General features: G+C 41.4%; 22 protein-coding genes. All 22 read right to left on the reverse strand.

What is annotated here, in order from left to right; all coding sequences use genetic code 11:
- Positions 1–47 precede the first annotated feature (47 nt).
- Positions 48–2,024: an amidohydrolase family protein gene (locus tag AC1DO4_RS19885; RefSeq protein ID WP_477418988.1), complete on the reverse strand. Its 1,977-nt coding sequence runs from the start codon at positions 2,022–2,024 to the stop codon at positions 48–50.
- Positions 2,025–2,187: 163 nt separating this feature from the next.
- Positions 2,188–2,814 (reverse strand): alpha-ketoglutarate-dependent dioxygenase AlkB family protein, encoded by a 627-nt coding sequence (locus AC1DO4_RS19890; RefSeq protein ID WP_477418990.1) that lies wholly within the window; start codon positions 2,812–2,814, stop codon positions 2,188–2,190.
- A gap of 296 nt (positions 2,815–3,110) precedes the next feature.
- The gene (locus AC1DO4_RS19895; RefSeq protein ID WP_477418992.1) at positions 3,111–4,418 is read right to left on the reverse strand and encodes an ammonium transporter; all 1,308 of its coding nucleotides are present in this window, start codon (positions 4,416–4,418) and stop codon (positions 3,111–3,113) included.
- A 106-nt stretch (positions 4,419–4,524) separates the two neighbouring features.
- On the reverse strand, positions 4,525–6,024 hold the full coding sequence (locus tag AC1DO4_RS19900) for an NADH-quinone oxidoreductase subunit N (protein ID WP_477418994.1): 1,500 nt from the start codon (positions 6,022–6,024) through the stop codon (positions 4,525–4,527).
- Positions 6,024–7,628 carry a complex I subunit 4 family protein gene (locus tag AC1DO4_RS19905; protein ID WP_477418996.1) on the reverse strand — a complete coding sequence of 535 codons (1,605 nt, stop codon included), beginning with the start codon at positions 7,626–7,628 and terminating at the stop codon, positions 6,024–6,026. Before AC1DO4_RS19905 ends, AC1DO4_RS19900 begins: the two co-directional genes overlap by 1 nt.
- Before the next feature lie 5 nt (positions 7,629–7,633).
- A complete protein-coding gene (locus AC1DO4_RS19910) occupies positions 7,634–9,745 on the reverse strand; it encodes an NADH-quinone oxidoreductase subunit 5 family protein (RefSeq protein WP_477418998.1) in 2,112 nt (703 codons plus the stop codon).
- Positions 9,746–9,771: 26 nt separating this feature from the next.
- Positions 9,772–10,077 (reverse strand): NADH-quinone oxidoreductase subunit NuoK, encoded by a 306-nt coding sequence (nuoK, locus tag AC1DO4_RS19915; RefSeq protein ID WP_477401493.1) that lies wholly within the window; start codon positions 10,075–10,077, stop codon positions 9,772–9,774.
- A complete protein-coding gene (locus AC1DO4_RS19920; RefSeq protein ID WP_477419000.1) occupies positions 10,074–10,622 on the reverse strand; it encodes an NADH-quinone oxidoreductase subunit J family protein in 549 nt (182 codons plus the stop codon). The genes nuoK and AC1DO4_RS19920 overlap by 4 nt, the downstream gene beginning before the upstream one ends.
- Positions 10,619–11,209: a 4Fe-4S binding protein gene (locus tag AC1DO4_RS19925; RefSeq protein WP_477401495.1), complete on the reverse strand. Its 591-nt coding sequence runs from the start codon at positions 11,207–11,209 to the stop codon at positions 10,619–10,621. The genes AC1DO4_RS19920 and AC1DO4_RS19925 overlap by 4 nt, the downstream gene beginning before the upstream one ends.
- 71 nt (positions 11,210–11,280) lie before the next feature.
- Positions 11,281–12,351, reverse strand: coding sequence for a complex I subunit 1/NuoH family protein (locus AC1DO4_RS19930; RefSeq protein WP_477419002.1), 1,071 nt, complete (start codon positions 12,349–12,351; stop codon positions 11,281–11,283).
- A gap of 194 nt (positions 12,352–12,545) precedes the next feature.
- Positions 12,546–13,388 (reverse strand): glutamate racemase, encoded by an 843-nt coding sequence (gene murI, locus AC1DO4_RS19935; protein WP_477419004.1) that lies wholly within the window; start codon positions 13,386–13,388, stop codon positions 12,546–12,548.
- A 66-nt stretch (positions 13,389–13,454) separates the two neighbouring features.
- On the reverse strand, positions 13,455–13,967 hold the full coding sequence (locus AC1DO4_RS19940) for an OmpH/Skp family outer membrane protein (protein ID WP_477419006.1): 513 nt from the start codon (positions 13,965–13,967) through the stop codon (positions 13,455–13,457).
- A 55-nt stretch (positions 13,968–14,022) separates the two neighbouring features.
- Positions 14,023–14,553, reverse strand: a complete 531-nt coding sequence (locus AC1DO4_RS19945; RefSeq protein WP_477401499.1) for an OmpH/Skp family outer membrane protein — start codon at positions 14,551–14,553, stop codon at positions 14,023–14,025.
- Positions 14,554–14,567: 14 nt separating this feature from the next.
- Complete coding sequence (gene bamA / locus AC1DO4_RS19950; RefSeq protein ID WP_477419008.1) at positions 14,568–17,120, reverse strand: outer membrane protein assembly factor BamA; 2,553 nt, start codon at positions 17,118–17,120, stop codon at positions 14,568–14,570.
- A 63-nt stretch (positions 17,121–17,183) separates the two neighbouring features.
- Complete coding sequence (locus AC1DO4_RS19955) at positions 17,184–17,924, reverse strand: isoprenyl transferase (RefSeq protein WP_477401502.1); 741 nt, start codon at positions 17,922–17,924, stop codon at positions 17,184–17,186.
- Positions 17,925–18,323: 399 nt separating this feature from the next.
- Positions 18,324–18,845, reverse strand: coding sequence for an ExbD/TolR family protein (locus tag AC1DO4_RS19960; protein WP_477419010.1), 522 nt, complete (start codon positions 18,843–18,845; stop codon positions 18,324–18,326).
- A gap of 145 nt (positions 18,846–18,990) precedes the next feature.
- Positions 18,991–19,773, reverse strand: coding sequence for a type IX secretion system protein PorG (gene porG, locus AC1DO4_RS19965; protein WP_477419012.1), 783 nt, complete (start codon positions 19,771–19,773; stop codon positions 18,991–18,993).
- 9 nt (positions 19,774–19,782) lie between these two features.
- The gene (locus AC1DO4_RS19970; RefSeq protein ID WP_477419014.1) at positions 19,783–20,670 is read right to left on the reverse strand and encodes an NAD kinase; all 888 of its coding nucleotides are present in this window, start codon (positions 20,668–20,670) and stop codon (positions 19,783–19,785) included.
- A gap of 105 nt (positions 20,671–20,775) precedes the next feature.
- Complete coding sequence (locus tag AC1DO4_RS19975; RefSeq protein WP_477419016.1) at positions 20,776–21,159, reverse strand: four helix bundle protein; 384 nt, start codon at positions 21,157–21,159, stop codon at positions 20,776–20,778.
- Between the two features lie 183 nt (positions 21,160–21,342).
- Positions 21,343–22,005, reverse strand: coding sequence for a CBS domain-containing protein (locus tag AC1DO4_RS19980; protein ID WP_477419018.1), 663 nt, complete (start codon positions 22,003–22,005; stop codon positions 21,343–21,345).
- Position 22,006: 1 nt separating this feature from the next.
- Positions 22,007–22,768, reverse strand: coding sequence for an alpha/beta fold hydrolase (locus AC1DO4_RS19985; protein ID WP_477419019.1), 762 nt, complete (start codon positions 22,766–22,768; stop codon positions 22,007–22,009).
- 155 nt (positions 22,769–22,923) lie between these two features.
- A partial coding sequence (locus tag AC1DO4_RS19990; RefSeq protein WP_477419021.1) for a GatB/YqeY domain-containing protein occupies positions 22,924–23,326 on the reverse strand: 403 nt, incomplete at its 5' end.

The following is a 23,326-nucleotide window of genomic DNA, read 5'->3' on the forward strand; positions in this document are numbered from 1 at the left end:
GTTCAGACAAATTCGGGTTCAGACAAAAAAGTCTGCACATCTGAAATCTACTTTGTAAACCCTACCATCTGGTGCAATTTTACCGGATCATAAACCTTACCACCTTTAATCACAACCGATACTTTACGAATCTCACTGATATTTTTTAATGGATCGCCATCTACAATAATTATATCTGCCTGTTTACCCGCATCTATGGAGCCGGTCATGTTATCTGTGTGCATTACCGTTGCAGGTATTATGGTGGCGGTTTTAATGGCTTCTGCAGGGGTAAGTCCGGCGGCTACATAAAGCTCCAGCTCGCGGTCAAGGCTATATCCGGGGAAACCCATATCGGTACCGGCAACAATAGGTACTCCGGCATCAAAAAGTTTTTTCACAAGCATCTGCATACCATTCACCAGCGGCTTATATTTTGCTGCCTGTGCCGGCTCCATTCCCATGTTTTTAAACAAAGCCTGTAACGGCAGGGGCAGATTATAAAATGCAGGCTCAAGTTGGGTAACATCATCTTTAACGTTCCTGAACGCCATTTCAAAAACCCCAATAGTTGGATCGATAATCACATGATGCTGTTTGATAAAGTTTATAGCAGCTATACTCACCGAATCATTTATATCAATTGAGCGGTCATCATTGCGCTTCATGATAGCATACACGTATTGCATATGATTTACCATGTTCATACCCGAATCAACTCCCTGCTGCAGCGTCATGCCATTTGGAATGTGGCCGGTAACTGTAAGACCTAAACGGTGCGCCTCGTTGCAGATGGCTTTTACAATAGCAGGCTTTACCGAACTGTAGATTTTTATTTGCTGAAAGCCATTCTGCTGGTAACGGTCAACCGCTTTAATGGCTTCTTCTTTGGTATCCGCCTGGATGATGCCTAAAGCATACTGGCCCTTACCATCAATAATACCTGCTTTTATAATATTAGGCCCAACACCTTTGCCGCCATCAATAGCTGCTTTTATGGCATTGATGTATCCAAACTCATTACCGCAATCGCGCACTGTGGTTACACCCGATGCAAGATAAGCCGGCCCCCATTCGGCCTGTTCAAAGTGCGAATGCATATCCCATAATCCCGGCAAAATTGTTTTACCCTGTGCGCTGATGATCTTAGCATTTGCAGGAATTTTAACAGTGCCGGCTTTGCCTGTACTTTTAATGAGGCCATTCTCAATTAAAACTACAGCGTCTGTTATACTGGCGCCGGTTTTTACATCTACCAACGTACCACCTGTAATGGCAATCAGCTTATCAACCGCACCAGATGGCGCTGCGGCCTTGGCAAATATCTGCATGCCATATACAGCTGCCCTGCTGATGAGTTGGGGTAACAATTCTTCATATTGCGCACGCATCATTTCCAGCTTATCACCTTCGGCATCGTTCGTGATAAGGCAAATGAGGTTATTTTTACTATCTGTCCAAACCAATTCGTTACCCCAAACCAATCCGCTTATCATAAAGCGATCTAACTTTAAGGGTTTATCTTTAAAAACCAGTTCATCAACACCGTCTTTTATAATTTGCACCGACCCAAAGGGCAGCGTGTTAATCCTTTCGGGCTGCTTATGCTTTTTCCAATACTGAACTAATGCCTGCTGTACAGTACCCGGCGAATACCCGGCAACCGGGAAGCTTAAAGGCAATAGCTTTTGCGTATATGATGAATCATTAACCCTGATAGCTACCTCATTACCTTTGATTGTAACTTTATCATCAACTTTTGAAAACCGGGAGGTGCTGCCTTTAATGGTGAGTTCCAACGGATCAGCGGCCGGGTTTACTTTTAATTCCGCTTTCAACGGCACCGGCGAACCCCGGTCAACAAACTTAAAATCGATGGTATAATGAACCGCGTCTTTATATTTGCGCACCGTGTAGGTTTCTTTACCTATGTGCTGCTCAAACTTATGTAAAAAGAAAGTACCGCTATCGGCAGGTAAATCAGTTTGTGCGTTGGCAACTATGCAAATTGTGGAAAAGCACAGGGATAATAGATATTTTTTCATAAGGTATTTGATAAGATGAAGGTATGGAAAATGTCTGAATTTTTTCTGAACCCGAATTCACCGAATTGAGGGAATTTGCCGAATTACTTTTAAAATTCTGTTAATTCTTAAATTCGATAAATTCCGGTTCAGACAATCACCCGCACATCTGAAATCTGCACATCTAATACTTTATATCCCTGAAAGTAATATTTATCCTCGGCCCATACTCCTTACCAATTTTGGGGACCTGGTGCAGCCAATGATGCTGGGTTTGGCCTTGCATAATTAACAGGCTGCCATTATTCAATGCTATTGATACTTTGGCGCTCTTTTGCTCTTTATGTTTAAACTGGAAGGCACGCGTTGCCCCAAATGAAACAGAAGCGATAACCGGGTTACCGCTCAGTTCTGTTTCATCATCGCTGTGCCAGCCCATGCTATCGCCGCCATGGCGATAATAATTGAGCAGGGCAGCGTTAAACTGTTTGCCGCACTGCTGTTCGGCAGCCTCCTTTATCTTTATTAGCAAAGGCGTAAAGGGGATGGGAGTATTTACCACTCCCGAGTAAGTGTAGGTTTGATCGCCATCGGCATACCAGGAAGTGAGCCGCGGAAAATTCACCATTTTACCGTAGATCTTCATTTTATCCTGTTTCCAGAGGATAGTATGTTTCAGCTGCTCAAATATCTCGTAAACTCCTTCCTCTTCAAAAAAATTAGGATACAGGTAAACCTCACCATCAAAAGGTAATATATTTTGATGGGCCGTATTAAACATACCTAACTGGTTATCTACAAAAAGATCCATTTAAAAAGAGTCAAGATATAAGAGCCGGGAAACAAGACAAACGAAAAATTGACATGCTTCTTGTTTCCATTTAAAAAATTAGACAAAATAAAATGAAAACCGTTTAACCGCATAGCAAAAAACCCAGCACATTTTTCTGTATTATTCCATCCCAACGTCTTTTGTCCTTGCTCTTTCTATCCTTGCTCCTTGTTCTTTCTATCCTTGCTCCTTACTCCATTCGTCTTTACTCCAAAAAAAAATCCGGCTTTTCAGCCGGACTTTCAGGTTTATTGATTTGGTATGAAATTCGATAATTAAAGTTTTTCGCCATGCTGGCTGATATCCAGTCCAAGCTCTTCATCCTCTGCCGATACCCTTAAAGGCGATATCATATCTGTTATTCTTAACAATAACAATGAGCCGAAGAACGAAAATATTGACACCCCGATAAGTGCGATAAGCTGCACCAAAAACAGGTGCGTTTCGCCAAAAAACAAGCCGTTACCTGTACTATTAGCTGCATTTACGTGCTGATTGGCAAATACCCCTGTAAGCAGCATACCCACCATACCACCTACCCCATGGCAAGGGAACACATCGAGGGTATCATCAATGGTAGTGCGCGTGCGCCACTCCACAACCAGGTTGCTCACCACGGCCGATATGATACCAATAGCCAGCGAATGCGGTACAGTTACATAACCTGCAGCCGGAGTAATAGCCACTAAACCTACCACGGCACCAATACAGGTACCCATAGCAGATGGCTTACGGCCACGCAGCATATCAAAAAATATCCAGGTGATACCACCGGCAGCCGAAGCCGTTGTGCTGGTTGCCAGTGCAGTTACCGCCAAAGCATTGGCACCAAAGGCCGAACCGGCATTAAACCCAAACCAACCAAACCATAAAAGCCCCGTACCTATCATCACGTAAGTGATACGGGCCGGTGAATGATTGGCTTCGTTACGACGTTTTAAGTATAAGGCGGAGGCCAAAGCAGCCCAACCGGCCGACATGTGCACTACCGTTCCACCGGCAAAATCAAGTACGCCCAATTTGGCCAAAATGCCATCGGGATGCCAGGTACAATGCGCCAGCGGCGAAAATATGAAGATGGAGAACAGTACAAGAAAAATAATGTAAGAGTTAAAACGGATCCGCTCGGCAAAAGCGCCGGTAATAAGCGCCGGGGTTATTATCGCAAATTTTAATTGGTACATGGCAAATAGTAGTAAAGGTATAGTTGGGGCCGCCTTCCACGTAGCATTACCCAGCATTCCCTTCATCATAAAATAGGTGGCGGGGTTACCAATAAAACCATGGAAACTTTCGCCAAAGGCTAAACTAAACCCAAATATGCCCCAAAAAACAGTAATAATAACCATGCAAACAATACTTTGCAACATGGTTGAGATCACGTTTTTTTTATTAACCATACCACCGTAAAAAAACGCAAGGCCGGGAGTCATGATCAAAACAAGAGCTGTCGACATCAGCATCCATGCAATATCACCGGTATTAAAATGAGGATCCCCGGAATTCTTAAACTCAACAGATGGAAAAATAAATGTCAGCGTTAGAATTGTAAGTATAATTAAGAAAGGAATATACCGCTTCATGTGAGAATATAGAACTGATTTTAAAACGGCCTGAAATTAATACTTTTCCGGTAATAAATCTACAATTTGGCCAGTTTTTTATTAAATAGGTAATAAAAAAACAGCATTATAGGTATTTAAGTACAAAATCAGGAAAAATCCCTAACAAAATCAATATAAAACTTACAACTACGGCCAAAATCAACAAATTATAGGATTTTTTGTAGATAATCTCCTGATTTTCTGATCGTTTTAAAAACAAGTTTAGCGGTATTTTTATGTAGTAAAACAAGGAGACAACAGTAGTTAAAGCGCCGGTAGCCATCAGCAGCATCAGCCAGATACTATGGCTTTGCTGGTAAACACTATACACTGCCGAAAACACAAATATTTTACCTGTAAACCCCGCCGAAACAGGCAAACCCGTAAGGGATATGAGTATAATGGTGAAACAAACAGACGCGATAGGATATTTTAAACCAAGTCCTTTATAACCATCCAAGTCCTCCGCATCTGCAACATTACTAAAGTAAGTGGCCAGCGCCAACGCGCCAATATTTGCCAGCGCGTAAACCAGCAGGTAATAAGTTAATGCAGATAAGCCCTGCAAATTCAGGATCACTACGGCCATTAATGCAAAACCCGTATGCCCTATGCTCGAGTAGGCCAGCATACGTTTAACATTGCTTTGCATTACTGCCGCAAAATTACCGCCTATCATGCTGATAATACCCGCTATGGATAATATAATACCAGGATCAAAACCTGTTTCTTTACCCAAAACCATTACAGGCGCTAAAAAATTAACCAATAAGGCAAAGGCTGCTATTTTGGGCAGCGTTGACAGGTAGGCTGTAATAGGCGTAGGCGCCCCCTCGTATACATCAGGTACCCAAAAGTGAACGGGAACAAAAGAGAGTTTGAATCCTATGCCCACCAATACCAGCATAATGGCAAAGGATGAACTCAAAGGATTGACCTTTAAAAGTTCTGTAATGGTCGACTGAAAAACTATATCCAAAGAGCCGCTGAAACCATACAGTAACGAAATTCCATACAACATAATTGCCGAAGACGCTGCCCCAAACAACACATACTTTAACCCGGCCTCGGTACTGAAAGCATTCTCAGACCGATAGGCTACCATCAGGTATGATGCTATGGAAACCATTTCGATGGCAAGATAAATAGATAGCAGGTTTACTGCCATCACCATTAAATGCAGCCCTAATATAGAGGCAATGGCGATGGAATATAAATCAGACAATCCTTTTTGATGACTATTGAGCTTTTCATCCCAGGTAAAATACAACAGGATAATAAATGCCAGTATATCAATAAAAAGTTTAAACCACACACCGGTATGACTAAGCAACAGCATATTGCTAAATATAAAATGCTGCACGCCCAGTGTCATCGCCACTTGTTGCAAATCTTTAAACAGCACAAACAACAGCCCTGCGCAAGCCACTGCACGGCAAAGGCCGGTTGATCTTTTACCAAATAACAAATCGGTTATCATAACCACCAGGAACAGCAGGCCAAGATAAACCTCGGGCACAAAATAGGTTACGCTGCCAAAAACATCGTTTAACTGATCGGATATATGGGTTAGCAGATCGTGCATTATTTTGCTTGTAAAAATTGTATCAATGCAAGCACCGAATCATTGATCTTATCAAAAACCAATGATGGCATAATACCTAATACCAGGGCTATTAAAGCCAATGGCGCAAGGGTTAACTTTTCACGCAGGTTCAAGTCGGTAAGGGCCGTTTTCCAAACGCTGCCGCCTTTTAATGATTCCTGGCCAAAGAACATGCGCTGCAATGTCCATAAAAAGTAGGCAGCACTTAAAAGTATCCCTAATGTACCGCAAACAGCCATCCAGTAAGGTAACAAACCGTTAACCGAATGCGATTTGAACACCCCGGCCAAAGTAAAAGCCTCGGCCACAAATGCCGAAAAACCCGGCAAACCCAGCGATGCAAAAAACGCGATCATTACAAAAGCGGTATATTTTGGCATCATAGTACCTAATCCACGGAAATGGTAAATATCCCTGTCATGAACCCGGTTGTAGATAACCCCAACCAGGAAGAACAGCATGGTTGATAAAAATCCGTGACTTACCATTTGCATTACCGCCCCGCTGATGCCTTCGGCAGTTTGGGAGGCGATGCCCAATAGTACAAAACCCATGTGAGATACCGACGAATAAGCTATCATTCGTTTCAGGTCGCGCTGGGCAAGAGCATTAAGGGCACCATATAAAATAGAGATCACCCCAAGTAAACCAAGCCAGAATGCATGCGTGGTGGCCACATCCGGGAAAATGCCGATACAAATACGGATGATACCGTAACCACCAATTTTTAGCAGGATCCCGGCCAGTATAATAGATACTGGTGTTGGTGCTTCCACGTGGGCATCGGGTAGCCAGGTATGCAATGGTACCACCGGCACTTTAATAGCAAATGCGACGAACAGCACCACAAAGCCAACTGTACGCGCAGGCATACCCAATATGGTTTGATGCCCGGCTATAGAGAATACTGATTGCGCGCTGTAATTGGCCGGGTTCATCATTTGCACCATGTTAAAGGTATGATTGCCCGTGGCGGGGTCGGTAACGGATAGATATAACCCAACCATCACCAGCAACATAAATACCGAACCAAACAGCGTATAAAGAAAAAACTTGATGGCCGCGTACTCCCTCCGCGCGCCGCCCCACATCCCGATAAGGAAATATAATGGCAAAAGCATTAGTTCATAAAACATGTAGAACAGGAAAAAATCCAGCGCGCAAAACACACCGATAACCGCCATATCCAACAATAAAAACAACAGGAAAAAACCTTTAAGGTTGCTTTTAATCTCCCATGAGGCCAAAGTTGCAATCACCAATACCAGCGAAGTCATAACCAGCAGCGTGATAGAGATCCCATCGATACCTACAAAATAATCTATCTGCATTTTACCCATGCTGCCCAGGTTTAGCGCTATCCAGGGTAGCTTTTGAACAAACTGAAACTGGTCTTCATGATTAATGCCGCCATAAGTTGCCCCCGTTTTAAAGTGCAGGTATATCCAAACGCTGATACCCAATTGTACCAGGGTAGCCAGCAGGGTAATATATTTAAAACTGCCCCGCATAGATGAAGGCAGCAGCATGATGATAAGGCCGAACAGTACAGGTATAAATATGAGTAAGGTTAATATATTCATCAGGTTTATATCAGTATTTTTAAAATAAACAGCGTTAGTACAATTATCAACATGCTAAACAAATAGTACTGTACTTTACCGCTTTGGAAGCTACGTGCAAAATTGCCAATACTTTGCACAATGGCTGCTATTAAATGCAAAAAGCCATCTACAATATACTTATCGGCCCAGGCGGTCAACCGCGCAGCATAGCCGCTTAATTTAGTTAGCAAATGGATAAAGCCATCAATAATATTTTTATCGAACCAAAAACACGCCTTGCCAAAACCAAGTACCGGTTTCACAAAAACACGTTTATATATTTTATCAACATACCACTGGTTGTAGGACAGGCGATATAAAAAGCCCGTTTGCGGGAACGAGAAACTGTTTTGCTTTACATAAATGGCATAAGCAGCATAGAGCACAAACAAGCTTAATATGTTTACCCCTGCCGGAATAATTGTGTGGTATATGTTTTCGCGAACGAGGTAATTAGATGGTGACAGGCCATTAAAAACCCAGGCGTGTTCATACAGCAGGGGATGAAGCGAAAACAAAGGGAACAAACTGCAAATGGCCAATAAAGCCAATGGCAATTTGTATTGCCAGCCCCCATCGCCGATGCGCAGCTTAATATCGGGGTTGATCTTCAATAACCTGAATTCGCCAAAGAAAACCCTTACAATAAGCCTGGCTACATAAAAAGCGGTAAGCCAGGTAGTAAGCAAAGCTGTAACCGGAATAATTTTGAACCATGCACTCCTGCTATCGCTCCATTCAAATGCCTGGATCAGAATACCATCTTTAGATAAGTAGCCCGAGGTTAGCGGTAAACCAACCAAAGCCAAACCGCCAATAATGGCAGCTATAAAAGTAAATGGCAGCTTTTTACGCAGGCCGCCCATGTACAGGATACTCTGCGGATCAATGTCCAGTTTGTTATCCTCCTTGATGTGCTGCACTTGGTGAATGACTATACCTGCCACCAAAAACAACAGGCATTTAAAGAACGCATGCGTAGCCAAATGGAAAAGCGATGAGGCATACGCCCCAACTCCCATTGCCAGTATCATGAATCCTAATTGCGATATAGTGGAATAAGCGAGGATCCGTTTCAGATCGTTTTGAGTGAGGGCTATAGTGGCCGCCATGAAAGCGGTAAAACAACCGATACAGGCCAGTATGGTGAGCTCGATTTCGGTAAACATAGGGTACACCCTGCCTAATAAAAACACCCCTGCGGCAACCATAGTAGCCGCGTGGATCAACGCAGAAACTGAAGTTGGTCCCTCCATGGCATCGGGCAGCCAGGTATGCAGCGGAAACTGGGCAGATTTGGCAGCAACGGCAAGAAAGATGCCCGCGACAGCAATGTATTGCCAGATGGCAGGTAATGAGCCATTAGCGCCGCCCGGCAGCCAAACTGAGCCCACAGATTTTGGCAGCAGATCTGGAGTAACAACCCACAGACCATCATGAACCGAAGTAAAACTTACAATCCCTTGCGGCCCAAATAATGAATTGATATCAAAAGTGCCATACATGGTAAAAATGATGATAATGGCGCTAAGCAAACCAATATCGCCAATACGGTTCATGATAAAGGCTTTTTTATTGGCTTGTACCGCTTTGTCCCTGGTAAACCAAAACCCTATCAGCAGGTACGATGAAAAGCCCACCAACTCCCAAAAAGCATAAAACAATACCAGGTTATCAACCACTACCAAAGCCAGCATACTGAAACAAAAGAAGCTGAGGTAAGTAAAATACCTGCTGTACCGCCCGTCATACTTCAAGTAAGCGGTAGAATAAATATGCACCGGCAAAGCGACAACCGATACCAGCAACAGCATTAATACCGATAGGTTATTCAATAATATCCCCGCGTAAACCCTGGTATGCCCTATAGTGAACCAAACCTGTTTTACATGGACCTGAGGGTTATTCCAAACCCCTGCAAATACTTTAGCTGCCAAAACACAACTCAACAAAATCCCCAAAGTTGATATCCAACCTGCAGCCTTACTTTTTTCCGGCAGGCAAAAGTTTAGCAAAGCGGCAAGCAGCGGTGAGGCCACAGCCGCGAGGGTGCAGGTGATGAGGGTGAGATCCTGGTATGGTAAAGTGTTATTCAAGTTTTATTTTAATATGCTACTATTTATCAATCTTTTAAATTATTGATCTTACCCGGATCAATGGTTTTATATTTTCGGTACACATTCAGGATAATGGCCAGTGCTACCGCTGTTGTTGCAGCGGCCAGTACAATGGCAAACAGGGCGAAGATCTGCCCGCTATTGCTTATGCTATCGTGTTTACCAAAAGCCACCAGGTTTAATATAGCGGCGTTCAATATCAATTCAATACCGATAAGGATCTGAATAGCATTACGTTTTGATACGATCATGTACAATCCTATGCAAAAAAGCGCTGCACTTACTACCAAAAAGTCGGTTAATGTGATCATGCACTGCCCTCCTTTCGTGACAAATGCGCCGCGCCAACCAAAGCCATCAGCAATAAAATAGAGATGGCCTCAAAGGGCAGCAAATACCGGGTCATTAAATTAACACCAATGTTATCTATCATCACCGCATTTGGTTTGATGGTATTGTTATAAGCGATAGAATCCTTTACCCAGGCCAGGTTATCGGCATCGGCCTTTAACACGACGTTGATCATCACTATAAAGAACAACGCTGCCAGCAATATGGCAGGCAGTTTCCCCAAGCTAAAAAATCCCCTCTTCTGCTGCTGTAGCACATTTAAAGTTTCTTTACCCGATAGCATAAAGGCAAAAATGATTAGCACCAATATACCTCCTACATAAATTACCACCTGGGTTACGGCCACAAAATCGGCCAGGGCCAAAACGTATAATCCGGCCAATGCAAACAGCGTTACAAAAAACACAAATATGCTGCGTACTAAATTTTTGGTTGATGCCGCATACAATGCTGAAGCAACGGCAATAGCACTCATAAAGTAAAATAGCACACGGATTAAACTCATGCCCCACCCTCCTTTTTTTGCATAGCAGCCAGTTTTGCAGCCTGCTTTTCGGCCTGTTGCTTATCAAACAGCGCACGCTTTTCGGCGGCAACCTCTGGCGGCATATCCGAGAACTGGTAGGTAAGATCGCTTAGCTCAAATACGGTTTTGTCATACTGGTTGGTCATCACAATGCACTCGGTTGGGCATACAATAGTGCACAGGCCACAATACATGCATTTGGCCATGTCAATATCAAACTTAGCCGCATACAGGCGTTTGGTGGTACCATCAGATGTTTGCCCGATGGCTTCCGTAGCCTTAATGGCTTCAATATCTATACAATCAACCGGGCATACTTTGGCACATAAATCGCATACAATACAGTCGTCCATCTCCACATCCAGCTGGTAGCGGCCTATTTCGGGAACGGGCAGCTGTTGTTTGGGGTATTGGATGGTGTTGGTACCCTTCTCCAATTGTTTAAAGTAATTACTGTCGCTTACGGTGATGATCTTCCTGGCTGAATTAGACGCAAAGAGATGCCTTATGGTAAGACTTAAACCTTTCCATGCCGTTGCAAAACCGTTGATTACTCTTTTGAACACTAATTATTAAATTCTAAATTTAAATCCTCTCAAATTCTAAATCGAACATTCTAAATCCGAAATTATATTCGCTACATCAGCCACAATCTCCATACGCCCGATACCAATATACAGGCAAAGGCCAGTGGGGTTAGCACTTTCCAGCAAAGGTTCATGAGCTGGTCTACCCGGAAACGGGGTAGTGTCCACCTGATCCACATTTGTACGGCAACTAATCCTAATGTTTTTATTGTAACCCACAAAATGCCCCACGCCATGCCGGTTGTCCAATCGGCTAAATGAATCCGGCCTATGTTTGGCAATGGTGTGTTCCATGCGCCCAAAAACAGGATAACCCCTATCATGGATACCAGGAACATCATGGAATACTCGGCCAGGAAAACCAGCGCGAAACGGATGCCCGTAAACTCGGTATGGAAGCCCGCCACCAACTCCGACTCCGCCTCAGGGATATCAAATGGAGCCCGGTTACTCTCGGCCAGTGAAGCTATAAAGTAGATTGCAAAGGCGATAATGAGGTGCGGGGCGCGGAATATGTTCCAGCTAAGCAAGCCGCCCGACGTAGTTACGTCCCAAAAACCAGCAAACTTTATTTTCTCGGGCGATAAGATCCCCTGCTGCATCGCTATTGCCTGCAGATCGAGGGTTTGGGCTATCATCACTACAGATATGATGGCAAAACCCGCCGGGATCTCGTACGAAATGATCTGCGCGGCCGAGCGCATTGCACCCAATATGGAATATTTGTTATTTGATCCCCAGCCGGCCATCAGGATACCCAATGTTTCGATAGAGATAATGGCAAAAATATAATAGATACCAAGATTAATTTTTGAGGGGATAAGCCCGGGGGCCCAGGGCAACGCGGCAAAGCCCATGTAAACAGCAATAAAGATCACAGCAGGAGCCAGCATAAAAAGCCATTTATCGGCAGCGGCGGGGATAATGAGTTCCTTCTGGAGCATCTTCATGATATCAGCCAGCGTTTGCAGCGAACCGAATTTACCTGTCTCGGTGGGGCCAAGCCTGTCTTGTATAAATGCAGAGATCTTTCGCTCGGCATACACACCAAACAAAGCAAAAAAGGCCGAAAAGCTAAACAACCCTACCGCAACAATAAAATATGTGACATAATAATTCAAGTACCTTTTTGCTTAAGCTGCAAACTTACAAAATGTTGAACTATTTTAGACGACAAGTTTAGTATATTAAATTGGTGAGTGGTTGATTGGGTGAGCGGTTGATTAAGTTAAATTGGGTTGAGCTGTTTTAGAAGTTTTTTTGAAGGAATATAAAAGTGCCTGGTTTTATATTTTAAACTTAATTCAACCACTCACTAACATCTCACCAAATCATTCGCCGATATAAACTTTGATTGTACCGGTGACGAAAAAAACAGCGAGGCGTGATGATCAAAATCAGCTGTATCGTCTGTAGTGGTATAAAACTGGTTGGAACCGTTTTTGGTTAATTTATTCTCCATTTCGGGATGCCGTTGCAAGTAATCAACCAGGCTTTTGGCAACTATATCGCCCTGGGCAACCACTTTTACATGGGCAGGCAGGGCAGCCTCTATTTTATCTTTTATAATGGGATAATGCGTACATGCCAATAAAAGGGTATCAATATCCGGCGATTGGGCCAAAATCTCATCCAGGTACAATTTCACAAAATAATTAGCACCGGGCTTGTCATACTCCCCGTTCTCTATTAGCGGCACCCATAGGGGGCATGCCTGCTGGTAAACTTTTACATCCGGAAAAAAATGCTGGATCTCGATAAGGTATGACCCGGATTGTACCGTACCTTTTGTACCCAGTACCCCTATTTGTTTGGTTTTGGTATAATCGCCTATGATCTCGGCAGTTGGCCTTATCACGCCGAGTACCCGTTTTGTAGGGTCGCCATTTATAAGGTCCTGCTGCTGTATGGTGCGCAAAGCTTTGGCCGATGCCGTGTTACAAGCTAATACTACCAGTGGGCACCCTTGCTCAAACATCCATTGCACACATTCCCAGGTATACTCGTGTATGGTTTTAAACGACCGGTTTCCGTAGGGTGCACGGGCATTATCACCCAGGTATATATAATCGTAACCCGGCAACTGTTCAATAATAGATTTAAAAACCGTTAGGCCGCCAAAGCCCGAATCAAAAATACCTATGGGTTTATTTTGCATATACAAACATAAAAAAAGCGCCCCGTAAATACAGGGCGCTCTTTTATAAATGACTAATGGTTGATATTATTTTAAACCTAATTTTAATTTTACTGCAGCCATCATGTCATCAGCATCCGGAGATACCAACAGGCTTACCTGTGAAGAATCCAGTACGTAAGCGTATCCTTTTTCTTTTGCAACTGCCTGTACAGCAGCGGTAGCTTTATCAAAAAGTGGTTTACCTAATTCATTTTTCTTTGCTTCAACCTGTTGCTGAGCATTAGTTTGATAATCAGTCATACGTTTTTGTATATCCTGAAGCTCATTACCTTTTGCTGTACGTACAGCATCGGTCATGGTAGCCTGATCTTTTTGAAAAGCCTGGCCTTTTGTTGTGTACTCATTATTCATGGTAGTAAGTACGTCAATAAAGGTTTTTTGGTAAGCCTGAATCTGAGTTGAAACAGTTTTGGTTTCTGGCATTAAGTCAATCAGCTGGTTAAAATTAATATGGCCAATTTTGGTCTGCGCATTGGCAAAGTTGCCGGCAAATATCATTCCTACTGCAACTAAAGCAACTTTAAATAGTTTTTTCATTTTTCTTGTTCTGTGTTTAATAATAGTTTTGTTCTGTTTTTATTTATTCAAAAAGTTATTTGGCAAGTACTCCGGGTTTAAGCCCTAATTTGGTTATTACTTCTGCACTTTTGTCGAGCCTTGGGCTTGCATACAGCATGATCACCTCGCTGTTTTTATCAAAAATCATATCCAAATCATTTCCTTCGGCTACCGCCTGTACGGCTTTAGACACCCGATCCTGAATTGGTTTAATTAAAGAAGTGCTCTTTTGTGAAAGTTCACCATCCGGGCCAAATTTTTGACGTTGAAAATCCTTTGCGGCCTTTTCTTTATCTACAATCTCGGCCTCGCGGCGTTTTTTCATATCGGGCGTCATCAGTATCTGGTCGGCCTGGTATGCTTTGTACAAACGGTCAATTTCCTGGAAACGTCCGTCAACTTCTTTTTGCCATTGATCAGATAAAGCGGCAAGTTGCTTTTGCGAAGAAGCATACTCCGGCATGTGCTTCAATATATAATCCGAGTCAACATAAGCAAAACGTTGTGCATAAGCTCCTGCAAATGCTGTAAACGTTAAAATTGCTATTAAAATTATCTTCTTCATATTCGGTTCGCAAATTAATTAAATCCGCCGGATAAACTCTGAGAAATTGTAAAATGGAATTGCCCTTTATTTGCATCAGGGGCACCCGGTATTTTATCAAACCCATAACCATAATCTAATCCAAGCAAGCCAAATATAGGTAAAAATATTCTTGCGCCCACACCTACCGAACGTCTAACGTTAAACGGATTGAACTGGTTAAAATTGTTCCAAACATTTCCACCCTCAGCAAATGCTAATAAAAATATAGTTGCCGATTGGCTGGCGATAACAGGATGGCGTAATTCCAGCGTATATTTATTGTAGATGGTGCTACCTGTATTGGAGTTCTGGTTTTCATTTGAACCTTCGGGTACTATAGAGAAGTTTTGGTAACCCCTTAAGCCTATGATTTCACTACCCTGTAAAAACTGGTAGCTCTGCATACCATCACCACCTAACTTAAAGCGTTCAAACGGCGATGGACCAACTTCTTTGTTGTACATGCCCAGGAAACCAAACCTCACCTGCGACATCAGTACAAATTTACCAACCAGTTTGGAAAACCATTGCGCATCGTATTTAAACTTATAGTATTCTACAAAATGGTAACGTTCCTGTGGAGTGGCCACCTTATAGTTAACATTATTAAACAATGAATAAGGAGGTGTTGCCTGTACTGTAAATTTAATATTGGAACCCTGTGTAGGGAAAATAGGCGCGTCGATTGAGTTACGGGTTAATTCCTGTGTTAACTTGATGTTGAATGATGTACCATTTTGAAAAAGGTAACCGCCATAATTATCAAGGTTATAGTGGTCAAAGTTAAGGGAGTAGTTCAGCTGAAAATAGTTATCAGGCCATTTTAAACGTTTACCCAAAGTAATACCAACACCGTTGATACGCAGGTTATTATAGCGCTGGTCCGATTTTGCATAATACTGCCCCGTTGAACTACCTTGTGTATATGCTGATAATGCAAAGTAAATAGGTTTTTTACCACCTAACCATGGTTCGGAGAAGGTGAACGAAAAGTTTTGATAAGTACGACCGCTTGACTGGCCTCTTAAGCTTAGTTTTTGTCCATCGCCTTTTGGCAATGGTTTGTAAGCTTTAAGGTTAAATATATTCCTTAACGAAAAGTTGTTAAAGGTAAGCCCCAGTGTACCCACCAGCTGCCCGCCACCAAAACCACCCGAAAGCTCTATCTGATCTGATGGTTTTTCAACAACGTTGTAAATAATATCTACAGTACCATCCTGCGGATTAATGTTGGTTGGTTTCGGCTCGGTTTTTTGTTCGTCAAAGTTACCAAGCTGACCAATTTCACGTGCACTGCGTATTAATAAATCTTTGTTGAATTTTTGGCCAGGCTTAGTCTGGATCTCGCGCAACACAACCTTATCGTTAGTTACATCATTACCTTTAAGACTTACGCGGTTAATGGTGTATTGCGGGCCTTCATAAATACGGATATCCAGATCCACAGTATCATTATAAACCCTTGTTTGTACAGGATCCGCGTTGAAAGTTAAATAACCATCATTTAAGTAAAGCGACGAAACATCATCATTACTTGGAGTTGGCCCGCTTAACCTTTTATTTAATTCATCCTCGCTAAATACATCGCCTTTTTTAACGTGTAATATTCTTTCCAATAATTCGGTAGTATATTTCGCATTGCCAGACCAACTAACTTTACCGAAGTAATATTTGGGGCCTTCGTAAACTTTTATCTTTACGTTAACCGTCTGATCGTCGTGTTTCCAAACAGAATCGCTTATCAATGCAGCATCACGATAGCCTTTACCCTGCATTTTTTCAATAAGGTTTAACTTATCCTCTTCGTATTTATCCTGTTTGAATTTTTTTGATCCAAAAATGTTGTACCATCTTCTTTTACGGGTTTTGCTTAAATACCCCCTCAGGTCACCTTGCGAAAAAGCTTTGTTACCCTCAAAAGTAACATCGTTAATTTTCACTTTGGTTTTCTTATCAATTTTTACGTCGAGTATAACACTGTTGGCATCTCCCGGATCTTTACGCTGTGACATAGTAACGGTGGTGTTCATAAACCCCTTCTCGTTAAAATGCTTTCTAATAATAGCCGATGTAGTGCTTAATAAATTCTCGTTTACAATTTTACCGGTTTTATCGGTTAATTTTTTCTGTATATCTTCAACTTCGCCTTTACGGATACCTGTTATATGCAGGCGGGATAAACGCGGTCGTTCCACTACTACAATTTCAAGATAAACCGTATCAAGGTTAATTTTAGTAATGTTTAACTGTACATCATCAAACAAGCCTTGTTCGTATAATTTCTTTATTACTTCGGCATTACGTTCGCCCGGTAAATTAATACGATCGCCTTTTGTTAATTTTGAAAGCAATATCAAATTATCCTTATCGAGATATTTTACTCCACTAACGGTAATACCACCTATGATATAATCGCGCGGATTAAGGTAACTTAAACTATCAGCCGGTATCTGTTTTGTGAGTGGTTGCCTCGGTGGATTGGAAACCTGGGCCAGTGCAGCGGTACCAAAAACAGAGAAAAGAATAGCAAAAAGAAATTTATACATTCGAATATTTTAGTGGGCTAAAATTAATTTATACAGTTGTTAAAAAGTGTTAAAAGAAAAAATTTAGTTAAGCTGCTCACTTGTCATACCAAAACGACGTTCGCGTTTTTGGTAATCAAGTATGGCTTCGTACAAATCTTCCTTCCTGAAATCGGGCCATAGCTTTGCTGTAAAATACAACTCTGCATAGGCAATTTGCCATAATAAATAGTTACTTATCCGATATTCGCCGCCGGTTCTGATCAGTAATTCAGGATCGGGCATATCGTTGGTGAATAAATTTCTTTCAAAAACATCTTCATTAATATCTTCCACTTGCAGGTCTCCGCTTTTTACCTGCAGGGCTATGTTTTTAGCCGCCTGTAAAATTTCGCGTCTTGAGCCATAGCTTAAAGCCAGTGTAAGTACTACTCCCGTATTTAACGAGGTTTTTTGCATGGCCGCGTTAAGCTCTTTTAAGCATTTTGGGGGTAGCATGTCCAAATCACCAATAGCATTTAGCTTAATATTATTTTTCATGAAGCCTGCTATTTCCTTATGAATGGTGCTTACCATAAGCTCCATTATGGCCATAACCTCAAATTTGGGCCTGTTCCAGTTTTCTGATGAAAAGGTATATAGTGTAATATATTTTATACCAAGTTTATCTGCGCCCTCAACAACGTCCCTAACAGATACCACACCATTATGATGACCAAATACCCTTAATTTGCCTTTTCCTTTTGCCCAACGGCCGTTGCCATCCATAATGATAGCTACATGCTTAGGGAGTTTTAACAAATCAATCTGATCCAAATATTCCATATTACTCATTATCAAAAACCGTGTAATGGTTTATAAAAGACATGCCTTTGTTTTAAATTCTATCAACGCTATGTCTAATAAATATTTGTTTTTAGACTAATCAACCTTAAAAATCAACCGGCTACAGCAAGATTTAAATGCCAAATTGCCGGTTTTTTCAGGGTACAAAGGTAAAACTTACTTTGTATTTTTTTAGTATGCAACGATAAAAGAAAATGTTATTATAAATATTGTCTTTAAATGTCATAAAAAACACATAAATCATATTTTCGGGGGCTGTTTATTATGGTTTAAAACAGCTATAAATGCAAAAAGGGCACCAATGATCTTTAAAATTGACCATGATGCCCTGCGGATGAAGCCGTATATTAAGGTTTAGTAATAGGTTTCAATTATTTGTTAATAAACACCCTTTTGTTTTAAAGCTTCCACATCCCCGGGAGCTATATCAACAATAGAATACATATCCGTTTTGGTAATATCAAGTTCGTCTAAAGTATTTACCAGGTTGCTGTACGATGCATGATCACTTGGCTTTATCAATACAATCATTCCCTTGCCAAACTTACTACGTATCATTTTACCGGTTTCGATAAGGGTCCGGCGCAATCCGTATTGGTCAAAGCTGGTAACCGTTGGAGCTATGACCGGTTTTTTTAGCTCGCCCAGGTAATACATCACCTGGTTATTTTTACCCAGGCAAATAGTAAGGCTACGACTGGCCGGTACCGGACCGTCCCCTTCCCCATCGGGCATGGCTAAAGGCATGGCCTTTGGTTTTGCAAGCGTAGTTGTCATTATAAAAAAGGTGATCAGCAGGAAAGCCAGGTCAACCATCGCGGTAAGATCAACACGCACATTCATTTTTTTGCGCCTATGGGTTGAACCCGTTTTTTGAGGAGAAGAATTTAATTCGGCCATGATTTTACAGATTTAAGGTTAAAATAAAATCGGTATTAAATACCGACAATAAACATTTAAACGAACTATAAAATCAATTATTATATATTTAACAGAATTTAATTCTGTTAAATTAAAAATTTAAAAATTAAATTTGCTTAAATAATTAGTAATAACAACGCTGGGTTACAAAAGTATAGGAGATGGTAAAACCTATTAAAAAATAGGTATCCCGGGGCTTAAAATCGCCGCGCTGCGTTCCTGCCGAACCGATATATATGCCGGTTCGCTCGCCAGACCTATCGGATAATGCCCTGGCTGTGCCGGCAAGTTTGCTTTTGTTGGCGTATACACCGCTTACATCGTCGAGGTAATCGGTAAATGTATAGCGATAACCAATATCGGCCGCCAGGCTAAACTTGCCGCCAATATTATACTTTATACCCACACCGTATGGTATTACTACGGTATTATCACCATACTGTTTTTGCTGATCTTCTGTTTTTAACTCCCTTAAATTAACAGATGCACCGTTATAATTGGTACGGGGGGCAAAGCCCGAGATTCCGATACCAGCGTATATAAAAGGTGTAAATTTATTGGGTCCTGCATCAGGGATGTATTTCAGGAAATTGAATTCGCCTATAGCGCTTATTTCCTTTACGCCATCGGTAAAGCTCAAATTACGATCGCGAAACTGCTGACTGGATGAGGTACTATCAGCAGCGCCAAACTTACCATAACTAAACGTTAACCTTGCCGATAGGTAACCATCAAAATTTCGTTTTACAAAAAGGCCGCCAGATATGCCGCTTATTTTAACGGGATTATTGGGATTTAAATCGCCAATGTAGCCGGCGCCGCCTATAGAGCCGCCTACCTCCCAGGTTTGTGCCTGCAGATGATATGAAACCAGCAAAAGAAATATAAAAAGTAAAAATTTAGGCATTAAGCTGTTTTAATAGTTACGGGCATCCAGTCCCCATAATAGTTTGTTCCTTAACGTAGTTAAATAACTTTCATTATTTAAACGGATCAAATTTAGCTGAAAACCGGCTTTCGCTACATGAAACTTCATGGTTTCGTCCATAACCGCCATCCTGGAATCGCAGGATACCAGGTATTTGGAGCTTCGGGTTTCTACCTCAAAACATAGTTTGCTGTTATCGGGTAATATGATAGGCCTTACATTTAAGTTATGTGGCGATACCGGTGTAACTACTATGCTATTTGATTGCGGGAATATAATTGGGCCTCCGCAGCTTAATGAATATGCCGTTGAGCCTGTTGAGGTTGATATAATAAGACCGTCGCCCCAGTAGGAGTTTAAAAACTCATCATTTAAAAACACATGGGTAATAATCATGGCGGCATCATCGCGCTTGTGAATGGTTACATCATTTAACGCAAAGTTATCGTTCCCAAACACTTCTGTTTTTGAATCAATCTTCAGCAGTTCGCGGCAATCAAGCGTAAACTCCTTATTTACTACCGCATGAATAGCTGCGTTGATATCGCTTTTATTTACGCTGGCTAAAAAACCCAACCGGCCAAAATTAATCCCTATAACAGGAATACCGCTATCGCGGATAACGGTTACCATATCCAGCAGGGTGCCATCGCCGCCAAGCGTTATAAAAATATCAATAAAACCTTTTAACGAATCTGTACTTTGCAGCACATCATATTTTACGCCGTTTATTTTATCCTGAAGATACTCGTTAAGCAGATGATGCACATAGATCTCGACATTGTGTTGGGCCAGGTTATCAAATACCTGCTGTATATAAGGTATTACCGATGGCTCATTAAATGGCCGGCCGTAAATTGCTATTTTTTGGTTCATTCGTTCATTGGTTCACTGGTTCATTGGTCTTTTGCGTGGGATAGTAGTTCAGTGGTTCATCGGCCTGCGTTTATACCTGCCTTTTGGTAATACTAATGATATACTTTACTGATCTGCTTTAACTTTGGCATTTTTTCCAATAAACTTTAAATATGCATTTAGTTTGAGATGAATGGTTCGAAGTTTCTCAAATAGTGAATTAAATTGATCTTCATTTATCAGGTTTCTGTTTTTTGATTTTATTAGCCATCCCTTTGTTTCTAAAATTAAACCACGGCTAAAAAAACAAAAATTTCGATTTTCTTTAAAGTGATATCTGCCATATCCCTCAGCGATATTAGCCCCAATAGAATCAGCAGAGCGTACTATTTGTTTACCCACGGTATCTTTTGCAAAATATTCCCAACCACTAACTATCATCCAAATTTCATCGCTAAAACTTTCGGCTAACTGATATACATCTAAATCTTCAAGACTATAATAACTCATACGAACTAATCAGTCGGTAAAATTATTGAACTTTTCACCAATGAACTAATGAACCAGTGAACTAATGAACGACTAATATTGAACTTTTCACCAATGAACTAATGAACTAATGAACCAGTGAACTAATGAACGACTAATATTGAACTTTTCACCAATGAACTAATGAACCAGTGAACTAATGAACTAAAGGTTAAGATAATTCATGAGTGAATCGTAACGATCTCTGCCGTTATCGTTATTATCAGTATTGTTAAAGGTTGCCTTTATAGCATATTCATACCGCAGGAAGGTGGCTATTATAGTTGAGATATCCTGCTTATTTACCTTAAGAGTTACTTCCATCCGGGTTGAATCGGGAAATGTTTGAACGTAAGAACTTAGTATCTGGGCATTGTCAGATTCCACTATCTGCGCCATATGCGCCAGCGAGTTGTTTTTATTGTTGATTTCGAGCACAATAATACCGCCAGGTTGTGATACCGACGTAATCTGGGCAAAATAATCGGTTATGGCATTTATAGTAATCAGGCCCAGGTAGTTTTGCTTGGCATCAAGTACCGGCACCACCGTAAGCTTGCGCTCGTAAAACAGGCGTATCACATCATATATATGCTGATCTTCCAGCACATAAGGATTAACGAGTGAAAGCCCCAACGAACCTACCGGTGCCTGGTAATCGCTTTCAACTATAAAATCATCCTCGGCAATTAATCCTAAAAACTGTTTTTCATTTACAATTGGCAGGTGCCTCAAGCGAAACTCCACCATACGGTCATATACCTTCTGTATAGTATCAGAAGTATGAACCGGAGGTATCACATCAGCTATCAGTTCAATTGCAATCATGTTATCCTTTTATTTTATTTAAAAACGCGCTAAACAAAACATTAAACTCCTGTGGCCGCTCCATCATTGGGGCATGGCCACATTTATCAATCCAGTGCAATTCCGAATCGGGTAACAATTCATTAAACTCAACCGCTACTTCGGGCGGCGTTATTTTATCGTCTTTACCCCATATTAAACATACCGGCAAATTCATCTTGCTCAGGTCCTTTTTCATGTTATGCCGTATAGCCGATTTTGCCATCGCCAGTAACCTGATTACGCTATGCCTGTCGTTTATCAGTTTATGAATATCGTTAACCATCTCATCAGTTGCAATGGCCGGATCATAAAAAGTATACTGCACCTTTTCTCTTACAAAATCAATACTTTCGCGGCGCGGAAACGAGCCACCAAAAGCATTTTCATACAACCCCGAGCTGCCGGTTAATACCATGGCTTTTATATTTTCGGGATGAGCTAAAACATATACCAAAGCCACATGCCCGCCAAGCGAATTACCCAGCAATGTTATATTGCTCAGTTTTTTAAACTTGATGAACTTATGTACAAATTTTGATAAACTTCTTACACCAGTGGTTAAAAGAGGCATATCATAAATTGGGAGTATTGGGATTATTACACGGTATCTGGATTTAAACTCCTCAACCACGCCATCCCAATTGCTCAACGAACCCATTAAACCGTGAAGTAGTAATAATACCTCACCTTCGCCCTCATCGATGTAACTAAAACCGTTTTCCTCTTTAAGCACGAAATCCATATAAATTATTAGTATTAATTTTCAATTAACTATACCAAAACCCGTTTTAGTATAAAATATGTTAATTCGCTATAAATTTAGTTTATTACGAACGACTTGCAACAATTATAGTAATAATTTATCAATGTAAATATTAAGCTTACATTGTTAAATTGCTATCCCAACAATTGCCTTACCACTTCTGATATGGTTTTACCATCGGCTTTGCCGGCAAGTTCTTTATTGGCAGTGCCCATAACCTTACCCAGATCCTGTATTGATGTGGCCCCTATCCTTTCTATCAGCTCCTGCAGGTAACCTTCAATTTCAAAACGGGTCATTTGTTGTGGCAGGTAAGGTTCTATTACGCGCATTTCCTCCATCTCGATCTCGTAAAGATCCTCCCGGTTTTGTGTGCGGTAAATATCTGCCGATTCCTTACGTTGCTTGATCAGTTTTTGAAGCACTTTGATCTCAGCTTCCTCGGTAAGTTCATCTGCAGCGCCTTTTTCGGTTTTAGCCAGCAGTAAAGCTGATTTAATTGCGCRCAACCCCCTAAGACGATCCGGCTGTTTAGCC

The organism is Mucilaginibacter sp. P5_A6, assembly GCF_056400585.1.